The organism is Williamsia sp. DF01-3 (genome assembly GCF_023051145.1).
Taxonomy (GTDB): domain Bacteria; phylum Actinomycetota; class Actinomycetes; order Mycobacteriales; family Mycobacteriaceae; genus Williamsia.
On the sequence record NZ_JALKFS010000005.1, the window covers coordinates 3,413,519 to 3,436,048 of the forward strand.

At 62.7% G+C, this 22,530-nt stretch carries 13 protein-coding genes, 3 rRNA genes and 1 pseudogene; 1 reads left to right on the forward strand and 16 read right to left on the reverse strand.

Features of this window, described 5'->3' with window-relative positions:
• Positions 1 to 11: 11 nt before the first annotated feature.
• The 5 genes from MVA47_RS18230 to MVA47_RS18250 form a co-directional block, all read right to left on the reverse strand.
• Positions 12 to 2,027: an HAD-IIA family hydrolase gene (locus tag MVA47_RS18230; protein WP_374474257.1), complete on the reverse strand. Its 2,016-nt coding sequence runs from the start codon at positions 2,025 to 2,027 to the stop codon at positions 12 to 14.
• A gap of 148 nt (positions 2,028 to 2,175) precedes the next feature.
• The gene (locus MVA47_RS18235) at positions 2,176 to 3,690 is read right to left on the reverse strand and encodes an FAD-dependent oxidoreductase (protein ID WP_247209135.1); all 1,515 of its coding nucleotides are present in this window, start codon (positions 3,688 to 3,690) and stop codon (positions 2,176 to 2,178) included.
• Positions 3,691 to 3,869: 179 nt separating this feature from the next.
• Positions 3,870 to 3,986: ribosomal RNA gene (gene rrf / locus MVA47_RS18240) — 5S ribosomal RNA — on the reverse strand.
• Between the two features lie 106 nt (positions 3,987 to 4,092).
• Positions 4,093 to 7,228: ribosomal RNA gene (locus tag MVA47_RS18245) — 23S ribosomal RNA — on the reverse strand.
• A 367-nt stretch (positions 7,229 to 7,595) separates the two neighbouring features.
• Positions 7,596 to 9,116, reverse strand: a 16S ribosomal RNA gene (locus MVA47_RS18250).
• Together the 16S, 23S and 5S rRNA genes form the textbook arrangement of a ribosomal RNA operon.
• On the opposite strand from MVA47_RS18250, the gene MVA47_RS18255 reads away from it, so the two are divergent.
• The gene (locus tag MVA47_RS18255; protein WP_247209136.1) at positions 9,112 to 9,309 is read left to right on the forward strand and encodes a hypothetical protein; all 198 of its coding nucleotides are present in this window, start codon (positions 9,112 to 9,114) and stop codon (positions 9,307 to 9,309) included. The genes MVA47_RS18250 and MVA47_RS18255 overlap by 5 nt on opposite strands.
• A gap of 459 nt (positions 9,310 to 9,768) precedes the next feature.
• Here MVA47_RS18255 and tyrS read toward each other — a convergent pair whose 3' ends face one another.
• The 11 genes and pseudogenes from tyrS to argJ all read right to left on the reverse strand — a co-directional run bounded on the left by tyrS (position 9,769) and on the right by argJ (position 22,480).
• The gene (gene tyrS, locus MVA47_RS18260) at positions 9,769 to 11,037 is read right to left on the reverse strand and encodes a tyrosine--tRNA ligase (protein ID WP_247209137.1); all 1,269 of its coding nucleotides are present in this window, start codon (positions 11,035 to 11,037) and stop codon (positions 9,769 to 9,771) included.
• Positions 11,034 to 11,705 carry a DNA-3-methyladenine glycosylase gene (locus tag MVA47_RS18265; protein ID WP_247209139.1) on the reverse strand — a complete coding sequence of 224 codons (672 nt, stop codon included), beginning with the start codon at positions 11,703 to 11,705 and terminating at the stop codon, positions 11,034 to 11,036. The genes tyrS and MVA47_RS18265 overlap by 4 nt, the downstream gene beginning before the upstream one ends.
• A 27-nt stretch (positions 11,706 to 11,732) precedes the next feature.
• On the reverse strand, positions 11,733 to 11,972 hold the full coding sequence (locus MVA47_RS18270) for a Trm112 family protein (protein ID WP_247209140.1): 240 nt from the start codon (positions 11,970 to 11,972) through the stop codon (positions 11,733 to 11,735).
• A gap of 32 nt (positions 11,973 to 12,004) precedes the next feature.
• A pseudogene (locus MVA47_RS18275) lies at positions 12,005 to 14,987 on the reverse strand (AMP-binding protein).
• Between the two features lie 86 nt (positions 14,988 to 15,073).
• Complete coding sequence (gene argH / locus MVA47_RS18280) at positions 15,074 to 16,477, reverse strand: argininosuccinate lyase (protein ID WP_247209142.1); 1,404 nt, start codon at positions 16,475 to 16,477, stop codon at positions 15,074 to 15,076.
• Positions 16,478 to 17,674: an argininosuccinate synthase gene (locus tag MVA47_RS18285; RefSeq protein ID WP_247209144.1), complete on the reverse strand. Its 1,197-nt coding sequence runs from the start codon at positions 17,672 to 17,674 to the stop codon at positions 16,478 to 16,480.
• A gap of 76 nt (positions 17,675 to 17,750) precedes the next feature.
• Positions 17,751 to 18,239, reverse strand: a complete 489-nt coding sequence (locus MVA47_RS18290) for an arginine repressor (protein ID WP_051406618.1) — start codon at positions 18,237 to 18,239, stop codon at positions 17,751 to 17,753.
• The gene (gene argF, locus MVA47_RS18295; RefSeq protein ID WP_247209145.1) at positions 18,218 to 19,141 is read right to left on the reverse strand and encodes an ornithine carbamoyltransferase; all 924 of its coding nucleotides are present in this window, start codon (positions 19,139 to 19,141) and stop codon (positions 18,218 to 18,220) included. Before argF ends, MVA47_RS18290 begins: the two co-directional genes overlap by 22 nt.
• On the reverse strand, positions 19,138 to 20,331 hold the full coding sequence (locus MVA47_RS18300; RefSeq protein ID WP_247209151.1) for an acetylornithine transaminase: 1,194 nt from the start codon (positions 20,329 to 20,331) through the stop codon (positions 19,138 to 19,140). The genes argF and MVA47_RS18300 overlap by 4 nt, the downstream gene beginning before the upstream one ends.
• Positions 20,328 to 21,296, reverse strand: a complete 969-nt coding sequence (argB, locus tag MVA47_RS18305) for an acetylglutamate kinase (RefSeq protein WP_247209153.1) — start codon at positions 21,294 to 21,296, stop codon at positions 20,328 to 20,330. The genes MVA47_RS18300 and argB overlap by 4 nt, the downstream gene beginning before the upstream one ends.
• Positions 21,293 to 22,480, reverse strand: a complete 1,188-nt coding sequence (argJ, locus tag MVA47_RS18310; protein ID WP_247209155.1) for a bifunctional glutamate N-acetyltransferase/amino-acid acetyltransferase ArgJ — start codon at positions 22,478 to 22,480, stop codon at positions 21,293 to 21,295. The genes argB and argJ overlap by 4 nt, the downstream gene beginning before the upstream one ends.
• Positions 22,481 to 22,530 lie beyond the last annotated feature (50 nt).

The following is a 22,530-nucleotide window of genomic DNA, read 5'->3' on the forward strand; positions in this document are numbered from 1 at the left end:
CCGGTCCGCACTCAGCTCAGGAGACCGGCACCCATCAGAGCGGCTTGCGCTTCTTCTTCGGCGGCCTCCACGGTCCAGCGAGCGCGCGGCTCCTGTGACCACGCGGCATGGAGCACCGCGTAGAGAACCGCGCTCGCGTCCGCACCGTCTTGAGCGACCACGGTCAACGTGCCGTCCAGGACACTGACGTGCCAGCCGGGGCGCGGGCCGACGACAACATCGTCCCCCGCGGCGTTGAGTCCGCTGAGATCCGCCGACACAAACGTCGGGCGCTGCGCCTCCGGAGCATTCAGTGCATCAACGGCGGTGCTGACCCCGGTGAGAACAAGCAGGCTGTCCGCCTCGATGGCGTTGGCGCCTTCGATGTCGGTGTCGAGTCGGTCGCCGACCACCAGCGGCGTCTTGGAACCGCTGCGGTTCACCGCATCGATCATCAGCGGTGCCGCAGGCTTTCCGGCGACCTGCGGTTGCTGCCCGGTTGCGTTCGCCACTGCGGCCACCATAGAACCGTTGCCTACAAGGAGTCCGCGGTCGGTCGGAAGCGTGGCGTCGACGTTGCAGGCAATCCAGCGGGCGCCGGCCCGGATCGCCAGGGCAGCCTCGGAGAGATTGGACCAGTCGGTATCCGGCGAATGTCCTTGCACAACAGCGGCCGGACGATCGTCGGCGCTTCGAGTCACCCCAAGGCCTGCAGATCGGACCTCGTGGACGAGTGCGTCGGTTCCCACGACCAAGACCCGCGAACCCATCGGCAACTGTTCGGCGAGCAGCCGCGCGGCGGTCTGAGCACTGGTGACGACCTCGTCGGGTTCCGCGACGAAACCGAGATCGCGCAGGTGCGCGGCGACATCGCCGGGAGACCGGCTGGCGTTGTTGGTCACATAAAAGTTGCGCTGATCGCCGGCGTCCAATGCTTCTCTTGCGCCGGGGATCTCATCTTTTCCGGCATAGACGGTGCCGTCGAGATCCAGGAGCAGGACGTCATAGCCGTCGCGCAGGCGCGCACCCGGCTCGGCGGGCTCAGCCGGGACGAGTTTCGGGACAACGGGAGCAGGCACCTGAACAGGCTCGGCAACCACAGGAACCGACCGTGCTGTCGGAGCGGACTGGGCAAGTGTTGTCGGCGTGGAGGTCTCGTCCTCGCCGGCCAGTCCGCCTTCTTCGAACTCGGTGTCGATGCCCTCGGGGTTGCTCAGCTCCATGAGCCGTTCCTCGGCGTCGGTCGCATCGTCGTCGTCGGCGGCAGCGGCGTTCATGAACCAGGTGATCGCCTCGTCACGACGGTCGGCGGCCAGCAGTGCCGCCGCATAGGCGTAAAAGTAGCGCGCGGCCTCGGTACCGACCCTCGATGGGTCGAGGTCTTTGGTCTGCAGGGTGACGATGGCCTTGTCGAAGTCGCCGAGATCGAGGCGTGCGCCCGACTCCACGATGCGCATCTCGGCAGCCTCTTCGCCCGTGAGTGCCCGGGCTTCTTCGCTTCTGGCGACATCGATTGCGCGCTCGGGCCGGCCCAGTCCACGCTCGCAGTCGGCGATCATGGGCAGCAGGGCGTTCCCACCTGACATCCGGCGGGCTGCGCGCAGTTCGGACAGCGCCTCTGCCCACTCCTGGGCGTTGTAGGCCGCGAGCCCGGCTGCCTCCCTGACCATCGCGATCCGGCCTGCGCGACGACGCGCTGCGCGTGCGTGTTCCAGGGCGAGCTGAGGATCCTCGTCGAGCAGCCGGAACGTCATTATCAGGTGCCGCGACACGGTGTCGGCATTGGTGCGGTCGAGACTCAGGAGGTCGCGGCGTACAGCGGTATCCAGATCCTGCGGCACCACGTCTTCAGGAATGAGCGGTTCGGGCGGCCGATTGGCCGAGCCGGTTCCGCGGCGCGCATCCGAGTCATTGCGGAAGTTGCGTCCGCGGTCTGAGCCCGAGCGATTCGATCCCCCCTGACGGTCGGATGACCGGCCACCGGGTTGATTGCCACGTCCACTACCGCCGGTGCTTCCGCCACTGCCACGGTTCATTCTGTCGTTCACGTCTGCCTCTTCGTCACGATCTCACCGCAGCGGACGGGCCGCCGAATCGATGGATTCACGCTATGTAGTTGCCTGTTGATGGCCGATCGGCCGCACGCCAGGGTAGTCGCTGAGGGCCCTCCGCGACGAATTGCCGGTGACGCGCCCTCTACAGAGCCGCGATGACCTCACGAGCGGCACGTTCCCCGGACCTCACTGCGCCATCCATGTACCCGGTCCAGTAGTCGGAAGTCTCGGTACCAGCCCAGTGGACCGGACCCACGGGCGCTCGCAAGGCGTTGCCATACCGTGTCAGCGTTCCGGGTCTGCTGACGGCCACCGGGCCGCCTTGCGACCACGGTTCGAGGTCCCACTTGAAAACGCCGTGATCCAGATGGTCCCGGGCCTCCGGACCGAAATAGTCGACGAAGTTCTTGATGCACTCGTCGACCAGCTGTTCCTGCGGCGCGTTGTCCAATCGCCGCATCGCGTCGGCCGAGATGAACCCCATCAGGACGTGATTGCCTTCGGCATAGTTCTCGAAGCAAACGTCGATCGGGTCGCCGTTTCCGATGACCTGACCCGACAATCCCTTCGCACGCCAGAACGGCTCGGCGTACACGGCTGCGAACTTGCTGATGGCACCCATCCGATAGCCGTCCTGCAAACCGGTACGGCCTGCCGGCAGCCCAGGGCTGAACTGGATGCGACCGGTGATCGCGGGCGACATGGCAACGATGACCTTCCTCGCCCGCAACGCCCCCGCATCACTCTGTACGGTCGCGAACCCATCGCCCCACGAGATGTGACGGACTGCGGCGTTGTACAACATGCGATCACCCAGCGCTGCGGCCATCCGAAGAGGAATCAGCGCAGCACCGCCGACAAAGAGCCGCTCCTGGGCGCCACCGGAGGTGCCCAGAAGTCGAATGAGGCTACCGGGGTTGGCCTCGTCTCCTGCTGCGGCAACGTAATTGAAGAAGTACAGGGCCGACACTTCGTCGGCTTCGACCGACAATGCAGCAGAGCAGGCGAGCGAGAGCAACATCCTGGCAGTCGGGGACATCGATCGCGCTTCCAGCCATTGCTTCCAGGTGATCGAGTCAAGGTAGGACGCATCAGGGTGTTTCCATGGCTCACCCACCGGGAATTGGAGCAGACCTTGCACCTCGAGCTGGGCGAGAGCAAACGCCGCCTCAGGACTGGCCGGGTCGATCGGTATCCCCAGCGCACTCGGCATGGTGGATCGCCGGCCGCTGTTCCAAAAGACGCTGTCCCCCTCGTTATAGGTGGGCACTGAAACAACACCGTATTCATGTGCCAATGCGGCAATGTGGGTCTGCGTCGGGCCCACGAACTCCGCTCCGGCATCGAGGGTGACACCAAGTTTCGGTGTGGTGATGTTGTGGACACGTCCGCCGGCGCGCTCGCGGGCCTCGAGAACCCGCACCGACTTTCCGGCTCTTGCAACAGATCTCGCAGCAGCAAGACCCGACAGACCGCCGCCGACGATGACGACGTCGAAGAGCTCATCGGGGTTCATTCCCGCGGTTGATGTCCCGGCTCCGAGAACAGTGGCTCCGACTGAGACGCCGACCGCCCCTGCCACCGCCGCGCCCAACAATTGTCTGCGGGTCATGCCGGCAACACTCAGAACAGGGCGCGGAACTTCGGTGTAGGACATGGCCAGAAGTGTAGGACGCCGGATCCGACAGTGGGTCGTTTGACCCAGTTTTGATGTAGGCAGCCAGGCGCGAGTCCGACTTAAGACGCAGCGGGGCCGATACGCAAAGCCCTCAAAAACAGCAAAACGCCCCGCGTTCAACATCTTTCGATGTCAAACGCGAGGCGTTCGCGAGTTGTGTTCGGCGGTGTCCTACTCTCCCACACTGATTAGGGTGCAGTACCATTGGCGCTGGAGGGCTTAGCTTCCGGGTTCGGAATGGGGCCGGGCGTTTCCCCTCCGCTATAGCCGCCGTAACTTTATGAAACCAGTACACACATCTTCTGGCCTATTTATATTTTTTTGAGATGTGCGTGTTGTTTCAGATATTGCACAGTGGATGCGAAACAAGTTTCTTGTTTTGGTTGTAAGTCCTCGGCCGATTAGTACCAGTCACCTGCACCCGTTACCGGGCTTCCAGTTCTGGCCTATCTACCCCATGGTCTGTGGGGGGCCTTACCCCTGCTAAGAGGGTGAGAAACCTCATCTTGGAACAGGCTTCCCGCTTAGATGCTTTCAGCGGTTATCCCTTCCGAACGTAGCTAACCAGCGGTGCCCTTGGTAGGACAACTGGCACACCAGAGGTTCGTCCGTCCCGGTCCTCTCGTACTAGGGACAGGTTTCCTCAAGTTTCTTACGCGCGCGGCGGATAGAGACCGAACTGTCTCACGACGTTCTAAACCCAGCTCGCGTGCCGCTTTAATGGGCGAACAGCCCAACCCTTGGGACCTACTCCAGCCCCAGGATGCGACGAGCCGACATCGAGGTGCCAAACCATCCCGTCGATATGGACTCTTGGGGAAGATCAGCCTGTTATCCCCGGGGTACCTTTTATCCGTTGAGCGACACCGCTTCCACTTGCCGGTGCCGGATCACTAGTCCCGACTTTCGTCCCTGCTCGACATGTACGTCTCACAGTCAAGCTCCCTTGTGCACTTACACTCAACACCTGATTGCCAACCAGGCTGAGGGAACCTTTGGGCGCCTCCGTTACATTTTAGGAGGCAACCGCCCCAGTTAAACTACCCACCAGGCACTGTCCCTGAACCAGATCATGGTCCGAGGTTAGATATCCAATACGATCAGAGTGGTATTTCAACAACGACTCCACACACACTGGCGTGCATGCTTCACAGTCTCCCACCTATCCTACACAAACCGAACCGAACACCAATACCAAGCTATAGTGAAGGTCCCGGGGTCTTTTCGTCCTGCCGCGCGTAACGAGCATCTTTACTCGTAATGCAATTTCGCCGAGTCTGTGGTTGAGACAGCAGAGAAGTCGTTACGCCATTCGTGCAGGTCGGAACTTACCCGACAAGGAATTTCGCTACCTTAGGATGGTTATAGTTACCACCGCCGTTTACTGGGGCTTAAATTCTCAGCTTCACACCGAAGTGTTAACCGGTCCTCTTAACCTTCCAGCACCGGGCAGGCGTCAGTCCGTATACATCGTCTTACGACTTCGCACGGACCTGTGTTTTTAGTAAACAGTCGCTTCTCTCTGGTCTCTGCGACCACACCCAGCTCACAACGAAAAGTTGATCACCAGACGTGGTCCCCCTTCTCCCGAAGTTACGGGGGCATTTTGCCGAGTTCCTTAACCACAGTTCTCTCGATCGCCTTAGTATTCTCTACCTGACCACCTGTGTTGGTTTGGGGTACGGGCCGTGTCGCCACTCGCTAGAGGCTTTTCTCGGCAGCATAGGATCATGGAATTCGCCTCATTCGGCTACGCATCACCTCTCAGGATATGTGAGACACGGATTTGCCTATGTCTCTCCCTACAGGCTTACACCAGTACAACCACTGACTGGCCCCACTACCTTCCTGCGTCACCCCATCGCTTGACTACTACCAGCAAAGGTCCCATGCATCCAACCAAACGAAACCCGAAGGTAACCCTTGATCTTCAGGATGGTTAGTACTGCTGATTCATCACGGACGCGACTACACGGGTACGGGAATATCAACCCGTTGTCCATCGACTACGCCTGTCGGCCTCGCCTTAGGTCCCGACTCACCCTGGGCGGATTAGCCTGGCCCAGGAACCCTTGGTCATTCGGCGGCGAAGTTTCTCACTTCGCTTTCGCTACTCATGCCTGCATTCTCACTCCCACACCCTCCACACCTGGATCACTCCGATGCTTCCATGGATGCAGGACGCTCCCCTACCCACCCACACACCTAGTCTTTCCCCCGCAGGAAAAAGACGGGCTAACGTATGAGTGCCGCGGCTTCGGCGGTGTACTTGAGCCCCGCTACATTGTCGGCGCAGGATCACTTGACCAGTGAGCTATTACGCACTCTTTCAAGGGTGGCTGCTTCTAAGCCAACCTCCTGGTTGTCTTCGCGACCCCACATCCTTTTCCACTTAGTACACGCTTAGGGGCCTTAGCCGGCGATCTGGGCTGTTTCCCTCTCGACTACGAACCTTATCGCCCGCAGTCTCACTGCCGCACTCTCACTCACTGGCATTCGGAGTTTGGCTGACGTCAGTAACCTTGTAGGGCCCATCGGCCATCCAGTAGCTCTACCTCCAGCGAGAAACATGCGACGCTGCACCTAAATGCATTTCGGGGAGAACCAGCTATCACGGAGTTTGATTGGCCTTTCACCCCTACCCACAGCTCATCCCCTCCATTTTCAACTGAAGTGGGTTCGGTCCTCCACGACGTCTTACCGTCGCTTCAACCTGGCCATGGGTAGATCACTCCGCTTCGGGTCTAGACCCGGCGACTCTGACGCCCTATTCGGACTCGCTTTCGCTACGGCTACCCCACACGGGTTAACCTCGCCACCGAGCACTAACTCGCAGGCTCATTCTTCAAAAGGCACGCCATCACCAACCAGCCACTAAAGACTGCATCAGCTTTGACGGATTGTAAGCGCACGGTTTCAGGTACTATTTCACTCCCCTCCCGGGGTACTTTTCACCTTTCCCTCACGGTACTAGTCCGCTATCGGTCACCAGGGAGTATTCAGGCTTATCGGGTGGTCCCGACAGATTCACAGCAGATTTCACGGGCCCGCTGCTACTTGGGTGTCCATATCAACAGTCGTCACATTTTCGGCTACGGGATTCTCACCCTCTACGACAGGCCGTTCCAGACCACTTCGCCTAACACAACGATTTCTCACTGTTGGCCAACCCGGCAGAATTGACACAATGGATCCCACAACCCCACGAATGCAACGCCCGCCGGCTATCACACATCCATGGTTTAGCCTCATCCGCTTTCGCTCGCCACTACTCACGGAATCACATGTTGTTTTCTCTTCCTGTAGGTACTGAGATGTTTCACTTCCCTACGTTCCCTCCACACACCCTATATATTCAGATGCGGGTAACACGACATCACTCGTGCTGGGTTTCCCCATTCGGACACCCTCGGATCACAGCTCGGTTGACAGCTCCCCGAGGCTTATCGCAGCCTCCTACGTCCTTCATCGGCTCCTGGTGCCAAGGCATCCACCGTACGCTCTTACACACTTACAAACATTATCAAAACAAAATAAAGATGCTCGCATCCACTGTGCAATTCTCAAACAACACACACCCACCACACCCAACACCCGAAAAACGAGCGGAAAGCAGTCGGCATCATCGTTAAATCCAGAGCAAACCCACCTCACAGTGTGTTCCCTCAGGACCCAATAGTGTGTCAATGCCCCACCCCCTCACAGGGGCAAGCACCAGAACCTCCGAAACCGAAGACCCCGATATTGTTAGCGTTTCACCCATGAGCTCCCACCACAGAACATTCGCCTGTGAAGCGGGGCCACCACGATCACACCCACTGCCGAAGCAGCAAGCGGGGCTGGTACAAAGCAACCCATCGACCGCAGTTTATGTTGCTCCTTAGAAAGGAGGTGATCCAGCCGCACCTTCCGGTACGGCTACCTTGTTACGACTTCGTCCCAATCGCCAATCCCACCTTCGACGGCTCCCTCCCACAAGGGGTTGGGCCACCGGCTTCGGGTGTTACCAACTTTCATGACGTGACGGGCGGTGTGTACAAGGCCCGGGAACGTATTCACCGCAGCGTTGCTGATCTGCGATTACTAGCGACTCCGACTTCACGGGGTCGAGTTGCAGACCCCGATCCGAACTGAGACCGGCTTTAAGGGATTCGCTCCACCTCACGGTATCGCAGCCCTCTGTACCGGCCATTGTAGCATGTGTGAAGCCCTGGACATAAGGGGCATGATGACTTGACGTCATCCCCACCTTCCTCCGAGTTGACCCCGGCAGTCTCCTGCGAGTCCCCACCATTACGTGCTGGCAACACAGGACAAGGGTTGCGCTCGTTGCGGGACTTAACCCAACATCTCACGACACGAGCTGACGACAGCCATGCACCACCTGTACACCAACCACAAGGGGGGCCATATCTCTATGGCTTTCTGGTGTATGTCAAACCCAGGTAAGGTTCTTCGCGTTGCATCGAATTAATCCACATGCTCCGCCGCTTGTGCGGGCCCCCGTCAATTCCTTTGAGTTTTAGCCTTGCGGCCGTACTCCCCAGGCGGGGTACTTAATGCGTTAGCTACGGCACGGATCCCGTGAAAAGGAACCCACACCTAGTACCCACCGTTTACGGCGTGGACTACCAGGGTATCTAATCCTGTTCGCTACCCACGCTTTCGCTCCTCAGCGTCAGTTACTACCCAGAGACCCGCCTTCGCCACCGGTGTTCCTCCTGATATCTGCGCATTTCACCGCTACACCAGGAATTCCAGTCTCCCCTGTAGTACTCAAGTCTGCCCGTATCGCCCGCACGCTTGGAGTTAAGCCCCAAGTTTTCACGAACGACGCGACAAACCGCCTACGAGCTCTTTACGCCCAGTAATTCCGGACAACGCTCGCACCCTACGTATTACCGCGGCTGCTGGCACGTAGTTGGCCGGTGCTTCTTCTCCAGGTACCGTCACTTTCGCTTCGTCCCTGGTGAAAGAGGTTTACAACCCGAAGGCCGTCATCCCTCACGCGGCGTCGCTGCATCAGGCTTGCGCCCATTGTGCAATATTCCCCACTGCTGCCTCCCGTAGGAGTCTGGGCCGTGTCTCAGTCCCAGTGTGGCCGGTCGCCCTCTCAGGCCGGCTACCCGTCGTCGCCTTGGTAGGCCATTACCCCACCAACAAGCTGATAGGCCGCGGGCCCATCCCAAACCGCCGGAGCTTTCCACCAACACCCATGCGAGTATCGGTCATATTCGGTATTAGACCCAGTTTCCCAGGCTTATCCCAAAGTTTGGGGCAGATCACCCACGTGTTACTCACCCGTTCGCCACTAATCCACCAGCAAGCTGGCTTCATCGTTCGACTTGCATGTGTTAAGCACGCCGCCAGCGTTCGTCCTGAGCCAGGATCAAACTCTCCATGAAAACCTTCCAAAAGAACACCCAAAGGCGCCTTTCAAAAAAATATGTCCTGAAGAGATTTCACAATCCCAACCAAACAAAAACTGACACCACCACAGGACTCAAAACCTGCGATGGGATCAAAAAAACAATCAAACTAATGCCGGCACCACACACCATCACCAACCAAACCCCAGAAGAGGCTCAGCCACCGTGACAGACATGCAGCACCTAAATTGGCACTAACAATCCATCGACACACTATCGAGTTCTCAAAGAACACACACTCCCCGACTTCGACACCTGAAAACAGGTGCCATCCCGGAGGGCATTTGTTATTGTCTTGCTTAGAAGTTCCGCTCCGAATCTCGTCCGGAGCAGGTCTCCCAGCCTATCAGCTCTGAAACCTGCTCGCAACATTCCGTTTCCGGCTGCTCCGTGGTCTCTCGGCCTTCAGCCACCCGCGCAGAAACGCTCCACCGGAGTGGATCCGTATCTAACTTGGGCGGTCAGCGTTGTTCCTTCAGGAAAACATCCCGTCGGTGTTCTTGGCCGCTCCGGACTCTCGCTCTCCGGCGCCTCACTCGCTGACTTGAAGAAAGTTACGCGGTCGTAAGCGTGTCGTCAAATCGCCTGGTCAGAGGGGTGTTTTCGAGTAACACCGCATGAACAGCCGTCATCGGACCCGGGCGCCGGCGAAGTTTCGCTTCCCACGACGCACCACCAACCACGATCCATGCAGCAGATCCGTCGAACTGGGCTGCCACTGCGGATCCGAGATCTTGACGTTGTTGACGTACGCGCCGCCTTCTCCGATGGTTCGACGAGCGGCTTTGTTGCTCTCGGACAGTCCCGTCGCCACCAAGATGTCGATGATGGTCGGCTGAGAGTCTGCGGACAGGTCGGCAATGGTGGTCTCGGACAGCGCCGCGGCCAGCGTGTTCTCGTCGAGCTCGGTCAATTCGGCACGGCCGAACAGCGCCTGGCTCGCCAGTTGCACCGCGTCGGTGTTCGCCTGACCGTGGACGAGAGTGGTCATCTCCTGCGCCAGCCGTCGCTGCGCCTCGCGCTTGTGCGGCGATTCCAGAGTGACCCGCTCGAGTTCGGCGATCTCCTCCTGACCCAGGAAGGTGAACCACTTGAGGTAACGCACCACATCGGCGTCCGCGGTGTTCAGGAAGTACTGGTACCAGGAATAGGGGCTGGTCCGCTCCGGGTCCAGCCACAGGCTCCCACCACCGGTTGACTTGCCGAACTTCTTGCCGTCGGACGACGTCACCAGCGGGACCGTCAACGCGTGGACAGCTCGGCCGTCGACCCTCCTGGTGAGGTCGACGCCGGCGATGATGTTGCCCCACTGGTCGGAACCACCCACCTGCAGAGCGCAGCCGAACTCACGGTTCAATTGCAGATAGTCGTTGGCCTGCAACAACATATAGCTGAATTCGGTGTAGCTCATACCGTCGGATTCCAGGCGGCGTCGCACGGTGTCACGAGCCAGCATCACGTTGACCGAGAAGTGTTTGCCGACGTCTCGTAGGAAGTCGACCACCGGGAGGCTGCCCGTCCAATCGAGGTTGTTGACCACCACAGCACCGGTGGGCGAATCATCGAAATCGACAAATCGCTCCAGTTGGGACCTGATCCTCCGCGCTGATTCGGCCACCGTGTCCGCTGACTGCATGGTGCGTTCCCCGACGTCGCGCGGATCGCCGATCATCCCCGTCGCCCCACCGGCGAGGACTATGGGCCGGTGGCCTGCGCGCTGGAACCGCTTCAGTGTGAGGAGTGGAACGAGGTGGCCCGCGTGCAGGCTCGGCGCAGTGGGGTCGAACCCTGCGTAGAGCGTCGTCGGACTCGTCAGCACTTTCGCCAACTCGTCGATGTCGGTGGTCTGGGCGATCAGCCCGCGCCAGTTCAGTTCGTCGAGGATCGCAGCGGTCACGGAGTCGATCCTTCCGTACCCGCCGCAGGTACCGACAGGCGGAGGGTGCGCGTCCCGGAGGGCAACGGCTCGGCGCGGCGGTACTTCGACACTGCGAGACTGCGCCCGTCCCAGAGACGCCACGGACGATCCTGGGCGGTGCTGACGCCGACGCGCGGCCCGTTCTCGACCGCGGCGGCCGGTACACGTGGCCCCCTGAACAACCTGACGGGCGACTCCCCCGTGCAGACGGCCGACCCGTTCAGTTCCCTGCTTATGGCCAGTGCCGATCCGACATTGCCTGGGCCGCAGGCCAATTGGTGGTCAGCTCGGGCAGTCAGGCGCCGGAGTCTGGCGATGTCGAGGCCACCGACTATCTCACCCGCCCGCATCAACACACCACCGCACTGCCCAGCCTGGCCGTAGGAGATGTTGGCGCACCAGTGGATGCCATACGACCGGTATACGTACAGGTGACCCGCCGACCCGAACATCACCCGGTTCCGGTCGGTCGGTCCGCGGTATCCGTGCGACGCAGGATCAGGGAACCGACTGTCGGGGGTACCCCCGTAGGCCTCGACCTCGACGATGCGCATCCGCACCACACCGTCGGCGGCTTCCACCTCGAGCAGCGATCCGAGTAGTCGGCGCGCTGCCTGCAGCGGCGTGGCACCCGCCAGCCGCTCCACGTCGAAGAGAGTCGGTTGCGCCAAGGTTCAGCTGGGCGAGGGACCGGTCGTGTCAGTGGCGCGCTGGAGCAATTGCTCGTGTTCTTCGTCGCCGACATCACGCGCATCGTCGATCAACAGCGCGGGTATGCCGTCATCGATCCGATAGGCGCGGCGGAGCCTGGGGTTGTACATCAGCTCGTCGCCGATGACCAGCAACGGCCCGTGGTCCTGCGGGCATGCCAGCAAGGTCAGCAACAAGGGGTTCAGTCCGGCTTCATGTGACACGGCGTCAACGGTACCTTTCCGAATCGACGTGCCTAGTGGGCGACTGCAGCGACCGACCGCGCGCCGGCGTGCCAACCGCGTTCCGTCGCGATCGCCCGCGTCAGCCTCCGGTACCGGCCCTCGTCGTCGCGGAACCAGACGCCTGCGCCGGCAGCCGGGATGCCCGCCTTACGCAGGGCTTCCGACCGCGGACGATAGGAAGTGGTCACCTCGATGTTGTCGAGCACACGAATGATGTGGGGCCGTTCGGCCGGAGTCAGTTCGGCCAACGCGAGTCTGAGCGCCGACCCCGTCGGTGAACCGGTGTCGGACTGCCTCGAGATCGCTGCAATCGCGAGCTGATTGCCGGGCTCCCCCACCTTGTAGACGACCGCGTGCTTGACCTGCACCAGCCGCGACAGGCCATCGACGATCGGTTGGGGGTAGATGTAACCCTCTGCCGAGTGGATCACCGAAGAGGTGTGGCCCATGAACCAGAAATCCCCATCGGCATCGCGTCTGAACATGTGCTCGGACAGCTGCCAACGGTCACCCGTGGCAAATACGTCACGCAGCACAGTTGCCCCCACCTCGTACTGCTGCTGCGCCTTGGACAACATCACGCCGACCTCGTCGACGCGCGCTTCCCTGACGTACCCGGTGTCGTCTGTGATCAGACGGCTCTCCCCCAGGTCGTATGCCGCGATCGCGACTTCGTTGACACCGGGCACCGGCCTGCCTGCCGACCCGACCTTGGTGCCGGTGACGTTGGCCAGGATCGCCGAGCCGTCGCCGGTGGCGAAGAACTCCAGCACCCGGGCTCGCGGAAAACGCTCGAGCAGGTCTTCCCACAGCCCGGTGGATATGCCCGAACCCATGAACAATCGGATGGGGTTGTGCGGCTGGATGGCGAGGCTGTCGCATTGGATGACGTCCTGCAGCATCGACCACGTATAGGAGACCACCGTGATCCCGTACCGGTGGACCTCGGCGGAGAACAGCTTCGGATCGATCCCGTTGGACAGGGCGATCCGGGCACCACCGGCGACCGTGCCACCGAGGGCCGTCAGCAGGCCCGAGGCGTGATGCAGCGGCGTGAGGCAGTAGACGGTGTCGTTGCTGCTGAGTGCCGCGGCAGATGCGGCCCCGAAGGCCGACAGTGCCCACCGATGGTTGGTCACCGGCCACTTCTCGAGGGTGCCGCCGTTCTTGCTGAAGAGAACAAACGCGAGGTCGCCGGCACGGCCCGGGTCGGGCCGGTACCACGTGGGTACCTCGACAGCGTCCGGATCGATCTGCTCCATGTCGATGATTCGTTCGCCGTCGGCCTGCGACAGTGTTCGGGTGTCGCCGCCGCCCAGTACGAGCACCCGGTCGGCGATCGCCGCAGAGTCGTCGAGGTTGGCCGGGTCGGCGAGAACAAGGGAGCAATCGCCGAGCCGGAGAGACTGTTTGAGATCGTTTCCGGGCGAGAGCATCACTGCCACGGCGCCCAGCCTCGACAGTGCCGCGATCGCTACCAGGGCACTCGGTCTGGTCAGCATCAGCACACCGACGTGCTCGCCCGGACGCACCCCGCACGCGATCAAACCGCGCACGACGTTGTCGATACGGTCGTTGACCTGACGATGGCTCAGTACCCGATCCTCGAACAGGAACAGCTCCTGTTTGCCGTTGCGTCGGGCGTTCTCGTTCATCAGTTTTCCGAGCGAGATCGTGGTCCGGGCCTGCAACTGGCCCAGCCGCACGAGCCGAGGGACCACGCGTGCCGATTCTCTGAGCACGGCATCGGTGGTGCGTCCGACCGACTTCGCTGCACCGACCAGATCCCGGCCGGCCTCTGCGCCGACACCTGCAGCAGTCCCCACACCATGGACGACTCGCGACGAGAAGCTGACACCGGAACCACCAAGTGCGTCGCTGTTGTCGTGCATCTTCTCGATCAGCTCGGGTTGATCAGCGGTGCCGTCCTGCCACCGGATCCATTGCGCAGTGGTGGGCCAGGTACGAGTGCCTGCGGTGGAGCCGACAACAAGTCCGAAATGTCCAACCGGGAGTGATGATTCGAACACCTGAGCCAGTGGCGCCGCGCGCATTATGCCGCGTACGGCCACCGGCTGACCGATGTCGTCGGCCTCGCCGAGGAATGCCAGTACGGGGCAGCTGACCTCTGCCAGGGTGACGACGCGGTCCTTGATGACGAAGCCACCGCCGACCATCCGGTTGTGGACGACGAACTGGCGCAACAGCTCTGCCACAGCGGGCCCGGACCACGCAACCCAGCCGTCGACCTCGATGAACCGACGCGAGTCCTCCCGTGGCAGCAGAGCTTCGCGGTCGTGGAGCTGACGCAGGAAGTCGATGCGGCTGCGTGCCGCCTTCACGGGGTCGAGGAGCTGAAAACCGGTGCGCGCCAACCAGCCGGGCACAGAGATTCGGTTGAACACGTTCTCTGCCAGGAACTGTGCGCCCGGGGTGACCAGTGCTGCGGGCAATCCCAGCGGGAGCGCACCGAGGACGTCGACGGGGCTGCCGTAGGTGATGAGACTCGCGATGCCCTCGGAACGGCGGTACGCGGCGGTCTGGTAGCAGAACATTCCGCCCTGCGAATATCCGGCAAGGTGGACGTCTTTGCCCGTGACCTCCCGAACCGAGTCGATGACCTCGCTGATGGCCACGACGTGGTCGGCAAGGGTCCGGTCCATTCCGCCGACGACCTTGTCCGGCGAACCGAAATCGACCACCCAGGGGTCGAGACCGTTGCGGTGGAGGACAGTGACTGCCCCGTTGTCGGCCGTGACGTCGTAGACGTTGGCAGACACCATCATCGGCGGCACCAGCACCACGGGCGGACCGTCGCCGGGCTCGTCCGGGAAGTACCGCCGCAGCTGGTACATCGGAACAGTCTCCTCGACCCGAAACGGGGCCGGTTGGGTCCCGGTCTCCGAGACTGCCGTACCTGATGACCTCCAGCCCGTTCTGGGCAGTGGCTACAACACGATCAAGGGTTTCCTTGACGTTCGGAAGGCCGCGCACAAACACCCCTAAGAAACAACATCTGGTTGGACCGTGACTGGCGTCACACTCTACCCCGGCCGCAGCGGCCGCCCCCGGCGGGAACCCTAAAAGTCCCTGTGTCCGATTGCGGCCTCGGCCACCCTGTTCAATTGCTCGGCGACCCGCACACCGGCTGTTCCGCCGCGCGCGTCCCGCGAAGCGATCGACCCCTCGACGGTCAGCACATCACGAACCGCCGGCGTCAACGCCGGGTGGATCTCGGCGAACTGGTCGTCGGTGAGATCGGGCAGCCCGATCCCCTTCTCCTCGGCGGCGCGGACACATGCACCCGCAACCTCGTGGGCGACACGGAAGGGCACACCCGCGCGGACCATCCACTCCGCGATGTCGGTGGCCAGTGTGAACCCGGCGGGAGCCAGTTCCGCCATCCGGTTCTCGTCGAAGGTCAGGGTGCTGACCAGCCCCGCGATTGCCGGCAGCAGAAGGAGCAACTGGGTGACCGAGTCGAAGACCGGCTCCTTGTCCTCTTGCAGGTCACGGTTGTACGCCAGCGGCTGTGCCTTCAGGGTTGCCAGCAACCCGGTGAGGTTGCCGATCATTCGTCCGGACTTTCCGCGCGTCAGTTCCGAGACGTCCGGATTCTTCTTCTGGGGCATGATCGAACTGCCGGTCGACCACTCGTCGGCCAGTGTCACGTACCCGAACTCCGGTGTGCTCCATAGGATGACCTCTTCGGCCATCCTCGACAGGTCGACACCGATCATCGCGAAGACGAAAGCGGCTTCGGCAGCGAAGTCCCGCGACGACGTGGCGTCGATCGAATTGTCTGCCGCCGAGTCGAACCCGAGATCAGCTGCGATGGCCTCAGGGTCGAGACCCAACGATGACCCCGCCAAGGCACCCGACCCGTAGGGCGAGACGGCGGCGCGACGATCGAAGTCCTTCAGCCGCTCGACATCCCGGATCAACGGATGGGCGTGCGCGAGCAGGTGATGCGCAAGCAACACCGGCTGCGCCGCTTGCAGGTGCGTCTTGCCCGGCATCACCGCATCGGGGTGCGCCCGTGCCTGACCGACCAGTGCGTCCACCACATCGAGAACTCCCGCCGACACCATCCGCACGGCGTCGCGCAGCCACATCCGAAAGAGGGTGGCCACCTGGTCGTTCCGCGATCGCCCTGCGCGCAGACGGCCACCGACCTCCGCGCCGACCCGCTCGATCAGACCGCGTTCGAGCGCACCGTGGACGTCTTCGTCGCTGTCCGCGGGTGCGAACTCGCCCGACCGGACATCGTCGGCCAATCTCGTGAGTCCGTCCTGCATGGTCTGCAGGTCGTCGTCCGACAGCAATCCAGCGCTGTGGAGGACTCGGGCGTGAGCCTGGGAGGCCCGAATGTCGTACGGAGCCAACACCCAATCGAAGTGAGTGGACTTGCTCAGGGCAGCCATGGCGTCGGCCGGGCCAGAGGCGAACCGGCCTCCCCACAGAGATCCCTGGTTCGTGGACATCTAGCGCAGATCCCGCTTCGCGGAGATCTTCGACGACAGGCCGTGCAGATGGACAAAGCCCTTGGCTGCCGACTGGTCGAATGTGTCGCCTTCGTCGTAGGTGGCGAGGTTGAAGTCGTAGAGCGACTCGTCACTGCGCCGACCGGTGACCGCGATGTGACCACCGTGCAGGTTGAGCCTGATGTCGCCGGTCACGTGCTGCTGGGTGTGGTCGACAAAGGCTTCGAGCGACGACTTCAGTGGAGAGAACCACAGACCGTCGTAGACGAGCTCGGCCCACTTGCGGTCGGTGCCGCGTTTGAAACGACCCAGTTCGCGCTCGAGGGTGACGTGTTCGAGCTCTTCGTGCGCGCGGATCAAGACCATGGCGCCCGGAGCCTCGTAGATCTCGCGGCTCTTGATGCCGACCAATCGGTCCTCGACCACGTCGAGACGGCCGACGCCGTGCGCGCCTGCCCGACGGTTGAGTTCGACGATCGCCTCGAGGACCGAGACCGGCCGTCCGTCGATCGCTGTGGGACGGCCCTTCTCGAAGCTGATGATGACCTCGTCGGGCGCCTGCCAGTTGATGGTCGGGTCCTCGGTGTACGAGTACACATCCTTGGTGGGCGCATTCCAGAGATCCTCGAGGAACCCGGTTTCCACCGCCCGGCCCCACACGTTCTGGTCGATCGAGAACGGTGACTTCTTCGACACGTTGATGGGGATGGCGTTCTCTTCGGCGAAGGTGATGGCCTTCTCACGGGTCCAGGCGTAGTCGCGGACCGGTGCGATCACCTCGAGTTCCGGTGCGAGTGAACCGAATCCGACCTCGAATCGAACCTGGTCATTGCCCTTGCCGGTGCAACCGTGCGCGACGGTGGTGCCGCCGTGTTCGCGGGCCGCGGTCACCAGGTGCTTGGCGATCAGCGGCCGAGAGATGGCCGACACCAGCGGGTAGCGATCCATGTACAGCGCGTTGCTGGTGATGGCGGGCAGGCAGTATTGCTCGGCGAACTCGTCACGTGCGTCGACCACCACCGACTCCACCGCCCCACAGTCGAGGGCTCGCTGGCGGACCACCTCCATGTCCTCACCACCCTGGCCGAGGTCGATGGCCACGGCCACCACCTCCTTACCGGTTTCCTTACCGATCCAGCTGATGGCCACCGAGGTGTCCAGGCCGCCGGAATACGCGAGGATCACGCGCTGCGCCATGAGGGGGTTACTCCTTGTAGTTCGGTCGTGCGTTGTAGGTCTTAGGGCTGTTCGTCAGGTGGTGCTGCTCAGAATCTCATGCCAGCGCCTCGAGCATCTCGGCCAGGTCGGCGCCGGTGATCGGTTCGCGGGCAAGCACAAAAAGTGTGTCGTCCCCGGCGATGGTGCCGACGACTTCGGGAAGGCTCGCCCGGTCGAGCGCACTGGCCAGATAGTGCGCCGCGCCGGGCGGGGTTCGCAACACCGCCATGGCACCGCTGGAGTCGATCGACACGAGCAGGTCCCCCATCAGGCGCGACAAGCGGTCGGTGCCGCCGCTGACTCCGCGAACCGGTGAGCCGTCCTCCGGCACCACGTAGATGCCGGATCCGCCGTCGGCGCCGCGGATCTTCACCGCACCCAGTTCATCGAGATCACGGGAGATCGTCGCCTGGGTCGCGTCGATGCCATCGGCGGCGAGAAGCTCCCGCAGCTGGGTCTGACTGTGCACCTCGCGGCCGGCCAGCAGAGCGATGATCCGTGCGTGTCGGCCGGCCCGGGTGGTCACCGTTGATCCAGCAGCCACAACATCACCGCCTTCTGGGCATGCAACCGGTTCTCCGCCTCGTCGAACACCACGCTCTGTGGCCCGTCGATGACCTCGTCGGTGATCTCCTCCCCGCGATGAGCAGGCAGGCAATGCAGCACGATCGCTTGGGGATCGGCGAGCGCCAGCAGATCGGCGTTGATCTGATAGGCGCGGAAGGGCGCCCTCCGATCACGTCCGTCGTCTTCCTGACCCATCGACACCCAGGTGTCGGTCACCAGTACATCGGCCCCGGCAACGGCCGACTTCGGGTCGACGACAACCTCGACGCTTCCACCGGTGAGCGCAGCTCGGTCCCGTGCGTAGCCGACAAACCGTTCGTCGGGCGTGAATCCTTGCGGTGCACTGATTTTCACGTGCATTCCCGCCGTCACACAGCCGAGCATCAAAGAATGGGCCATGTTGTTCGCGCCGTCCCCGAGGTAGGTGAGCGTGAGACCCGCAGCATGACCTTTGTGTTCGACGATCGTCTGCAGATCAGCCAGCACCTGGCACGGGTGGAAGTCGTCGGACAATGCGTTGATGACCGGGACGGTTGCGGTGGACGCCATCTCTTCGAGACGGTTCTGGCCGTACGTGCGCCAGACGATCGCCTCCACATACCGGGACAGGACCCGGCCCGTGTCGGCCAGCGTCTCATCACGGCCCAGTTGGGTTTCCTTGCCGTCGACAACCACCGCGTGCCCACCGAGTTGGGCGATACCCATCTCGAAGGAAAACCGAGTCCGGGTGGAGTTCTTGTCGAAGATGACCCCGACACCCTTCGGGCCGGAAAGCGGTGTGTGAGCAAAAGGTTGTGCCTTGACCTCTGCGGCCAGGGCCAACACTCGGGCCTGCTCCTCCGGCGAGAGGTCATCGTCCCTCAGGAAATGCCGCGTCATGACTGCGCCTTTCCGGCCGCGTCGAGGATGCCGGGCAGCGCTTGTACGAACCCAGCTGCCTGTTCCTCGGTGAGGATCAAGGGCGGTGCCAATCGCAGGACGTCCGGGGCCGGAGCGTTGATGAGGAACCCACGCTCCCGGGCCGCGGCCTCGGCCGCGCCGGCGACCGGCTCGGTGAGGACAACGGCCAGAAGCAGACCCGCACCGCGAGTATGGGAGATGAGCGGGTGTCCCAGTTCGTCGATGCCGCTGGTGATGAACTTGCCCAGCGACGCAGCATGCTCGGTGAGCCCCTGTGAGTCGATCTGATCGAGCACCGACAGCGCAGCCGCCGCGCACACCGGGTTGCCACCGAACGTCGTGCCGTGTTGACCGGGTTCGAGTAGGTCTGCGGCCGGGCCCGTCGCCAGGACCGCTCCGATCGGCAGTCCGCCGCCGAGGCCCTTGGCCAACGTGATCACGTCTGGGGTGATCCCGACCGACTGGTGGGCGTAAAACGTTCCGGTACGACCGATTCCGGTCTGTACCTCGTCCAGGATCAGGAGGGCGCCGTGCTCGGTGGTGAGCTGCCGTACCGACGCGAGATAGTCCGCAGGCGGCACCACCACCCCGCTTTCGCCCAGGATGGGTTCGAGAAAGACTGCAGCGGTCTGCGGTCCGATGGCTGCGGCCATCGCGTCGATGTCCCCGTAGGGCACGTGGCGCACCCCTGGTGGCATCGGCTCGAACGGCGTGCGTTTCGCCGGCTGGCCCGTCAGTGCCAGAGCCCCCATCGTGCGTCCGTGGAACGCCTGCTCGGCCGCGATGATCTCTGGCCTCCCCGTGCGCCGGGCGATCTTGAACGCCGCCTCGTTGGCCTCGGCGCCGGAATTGCAGAAGAACGCCCTGCCCTCGACACCCCACCTCGACAGCAGCGCCTCGGCCAGCTTGACCACAGGTTCGTTGAGATAGATGTTCGAGGTGTGTCCGAGAGTGGACATCTGCTCGGTCACCGCCGCGATGACGCCGGGGTTGGCGTGCCCCAGGACGTTCACCGCGATCCCACCGAGAAGGTCGAGATACTCCCGGCCCTCGACATCGGTGAGAACCGCGCCGAGCCCGGACTTCAGGGCCACCTTCGGCGTCCCGTAGTTCGTCATCAGCGAAGCCGACCACCGTTCTTGCAAGGCCTCGGTCCGATCGTGTGTCATTTGTTTTCCCCACTAGGTGTCGGGTGCGTCTGAGCGTGGTCGACGGCGGGCACGTCATGCCCATAGGCCGGCGGCGTCGCATGTCCTTGGTCGGGAACCACCATGGTGCCGATGCCCTCACTCGTGAAGAGCTCGAGGAGCATCGAGTGCGGTGTGCGCCCGTCGATCACATGCGCTTGACCGACACCACCTCCCACTGCGCGCAAGCACGCCTCCATCTTCGGGACCATGCCCGAATCAAGCCGCGGGAGCAGCTCGGCGAGGTCGGTTGTGTTGATCTGCGACACCAGCGAGTCGCGGTCGGGCCACTTGGTGTACAGCCCCTCGACATCGGTGAGCACCACCAGCTTCTCGGCACCGAGTGCCTGGGCCAGCGCTGCCGCGGCGGTGTCGGCATTGATGTTGTGCACCACCCCGTCCGCGTCGGGCGCGATGGTCGACACCACCGGAATACGCCCCGCTGCAATGAGATCGGTGACGGCGGCAGGATCGACGGTCGTCACGTCACCCACCAGCCCGATATCGGTGGCCTCGCCGTCTACGAGAACCGAGCGGCGCGTCGCGGTGAACAGGTGCGCGTCCTCCCCCGAGATGCCGACCGCATAGGGTCCGTGTGCGTTGATCAGACCCACGAGTTCCCGGCCGACCTGGCCGAAGAGCACCATCCGCACGACATCCATCACCTCCGGCGTGGTGACCCGGAATCCACCACGGAACTCGCCGGTGAGCCCGAGGCGCTTCAGCATCGCCGAGATCTGCGGTCCGCCGCCGTGGACCACGACCGGATGTATTCCGCAGGTCCGCAGGAACACCATGTCCTCGGCGAATGCCGCCTTCAGGGTGTCGTCGATCATGGCATTGCCGCCGTATTTGACGACGATCACCTTGCCGGAGAACCTCTGCAGCCACGGAAGCGCTTCGGCGAGAACGTGTGCCTTCTCGAGAGGCGTGAGTGCGCCCTTCACGACGAGTACGCCGAGTTCTCTTCGACATACGCATGGGACAGGTCCGTGGTGCGGATCCACGCGCTGCCCGATCCGATTCCCAGGTCGACAGTGAGATCGATATCGGTGACCGACAGATCCACCTCGCGCGCGCCCGGGACACCCATCCCGTGTTCACACACCGGTGAACCGTTGAACCGCACGGCAATCCGGTCAGGGTCGAGCTCGATGGGCGCGATACCGACTGCGGCGAGGACACGGCCCCAGTTGGGATCGGATCCGAACAACGCGGTCTTCACCAGACTGTCCCGGGCGATCGTGCGTGCCGCGACAAGCGCTTCGGAATCACTGGCTGCCCCCGTCACGGTGACCACCACTCGTTTGGTGACACCCTCGGCGTCGGCCTGCATCTGGGCGGCGAGATCGTCACACACCAGCCGCACCGCCTCGTTGAGGTCGGCCTGCGTGGGTTCGACCTCACTGGCACCCGAACTCAGTAGCAACACGGTGTCGTTCGTGGAACTGGCGCCATCGACATCCAGCCGATCGAATGTGATCGCTGCCGCCGCCCGCAGTGCCTCGTCGAGCTGAGCCGCGGTCACCTTCGCGTCCGTGGTCAACACCGACAACATCGTTGCCAACGATGGAGCAAGCATGCCTGCGCCTTTGGCCATGCCTCCGACATTCCAGCCCTCGGCGTGGTGGAACGCAGATTGCTTCGGCACGGTGTCGGTGGTCATGATCGCGTGCGCGGCATCGGTCCCGCCCGAGATACCGCCGCCCATCTCGTGTACCACCTCGGTCACGCCTGCCAGCACCTTGTCCATGGGCAACCGGTCACCGATCAGACCGGTCGAGCAGACGGCGACCTCGATGGCGCCGGTCTCGGTACCCCAGCCACTGATGGCTTCTGCCACGGCTTCCGCCGTGGCGTGCGCGTCTTGGAACCCCCCGGGCCCCGTGCAGGCGTTCGCACCGCCGGAGTTGAGGATCACGGCCCGCAGCCTGCCCGTGGACAAGACCTGCCGGCTCCACAACACCGGCGCGGCCTTGACCTTGTTCTCCGTGAACACACCAGCGGCCTCGTACTCGGGACCCTCGTTGAACACCAACGCCAGATCTTCCTTGCCGCTGGCCTTGATACCGGCAGCGATGCCCGCAGCCCGGAAACCTGAGGATGCCGTGACGCCCTGCAATCGAGTCATCCGGTGCCCGCCGCCACCTCCCGCCAATTCTCTGGCGAGGCAACGGAGTC

Bases quoted from the DNA above. Each gene is read 5' to 3' on its own strand.
- MVA47_RS18235 (WP_247209135.1), bottom strand. From the start codon at position 3,690: ATGTCCTACACCGAAGTTCCGCGCCCTGTTCTGAGTGTTGCCGGCATG.
- MVA47_RS18255 (WP_247209136.1), top strand. From the start codon at position 9,112: ATGAAAACCTTCCAAAAGAACACCCAAAGGCGCCTTTCAAAAAAATAT.
- argH (WP_247209142.1), bottom strand. From the start codon at position 16,477: ATGTCCACGAACCAGGGATCTCTGTGGGGAGGCCGGTTCGCCTCTGGC.
- MVA47_RS18285 (WP_247209144.1), bottom strand. From the start codon at position 17,674: ATGGCGCAGCGCGTGATCCTCGCGTATTCCGGCGGCCTGGACACCTCG.
- argF (WP_247209145.1), bottom strand. From the start codon at position 19,141: ATGACGCGGCATTTCCTGAGGGACGATGACCTCTCGCCGGAGGAGCAG.
- MVA47_RS18300 (WP_247209151.1), bottom strand. From the start codon at position 20,331: ATGACACACGATCGGACCGAGGCCTTGCAAGAACGGTGGTCGGCTTCG.
- argJ (WP_247209155.1), bottom strand. From the start codon at position 22,480: ATGACTCGATTGCAGGGCGTCACGGCATCCTCAGGTTTCCGGGCTGCG.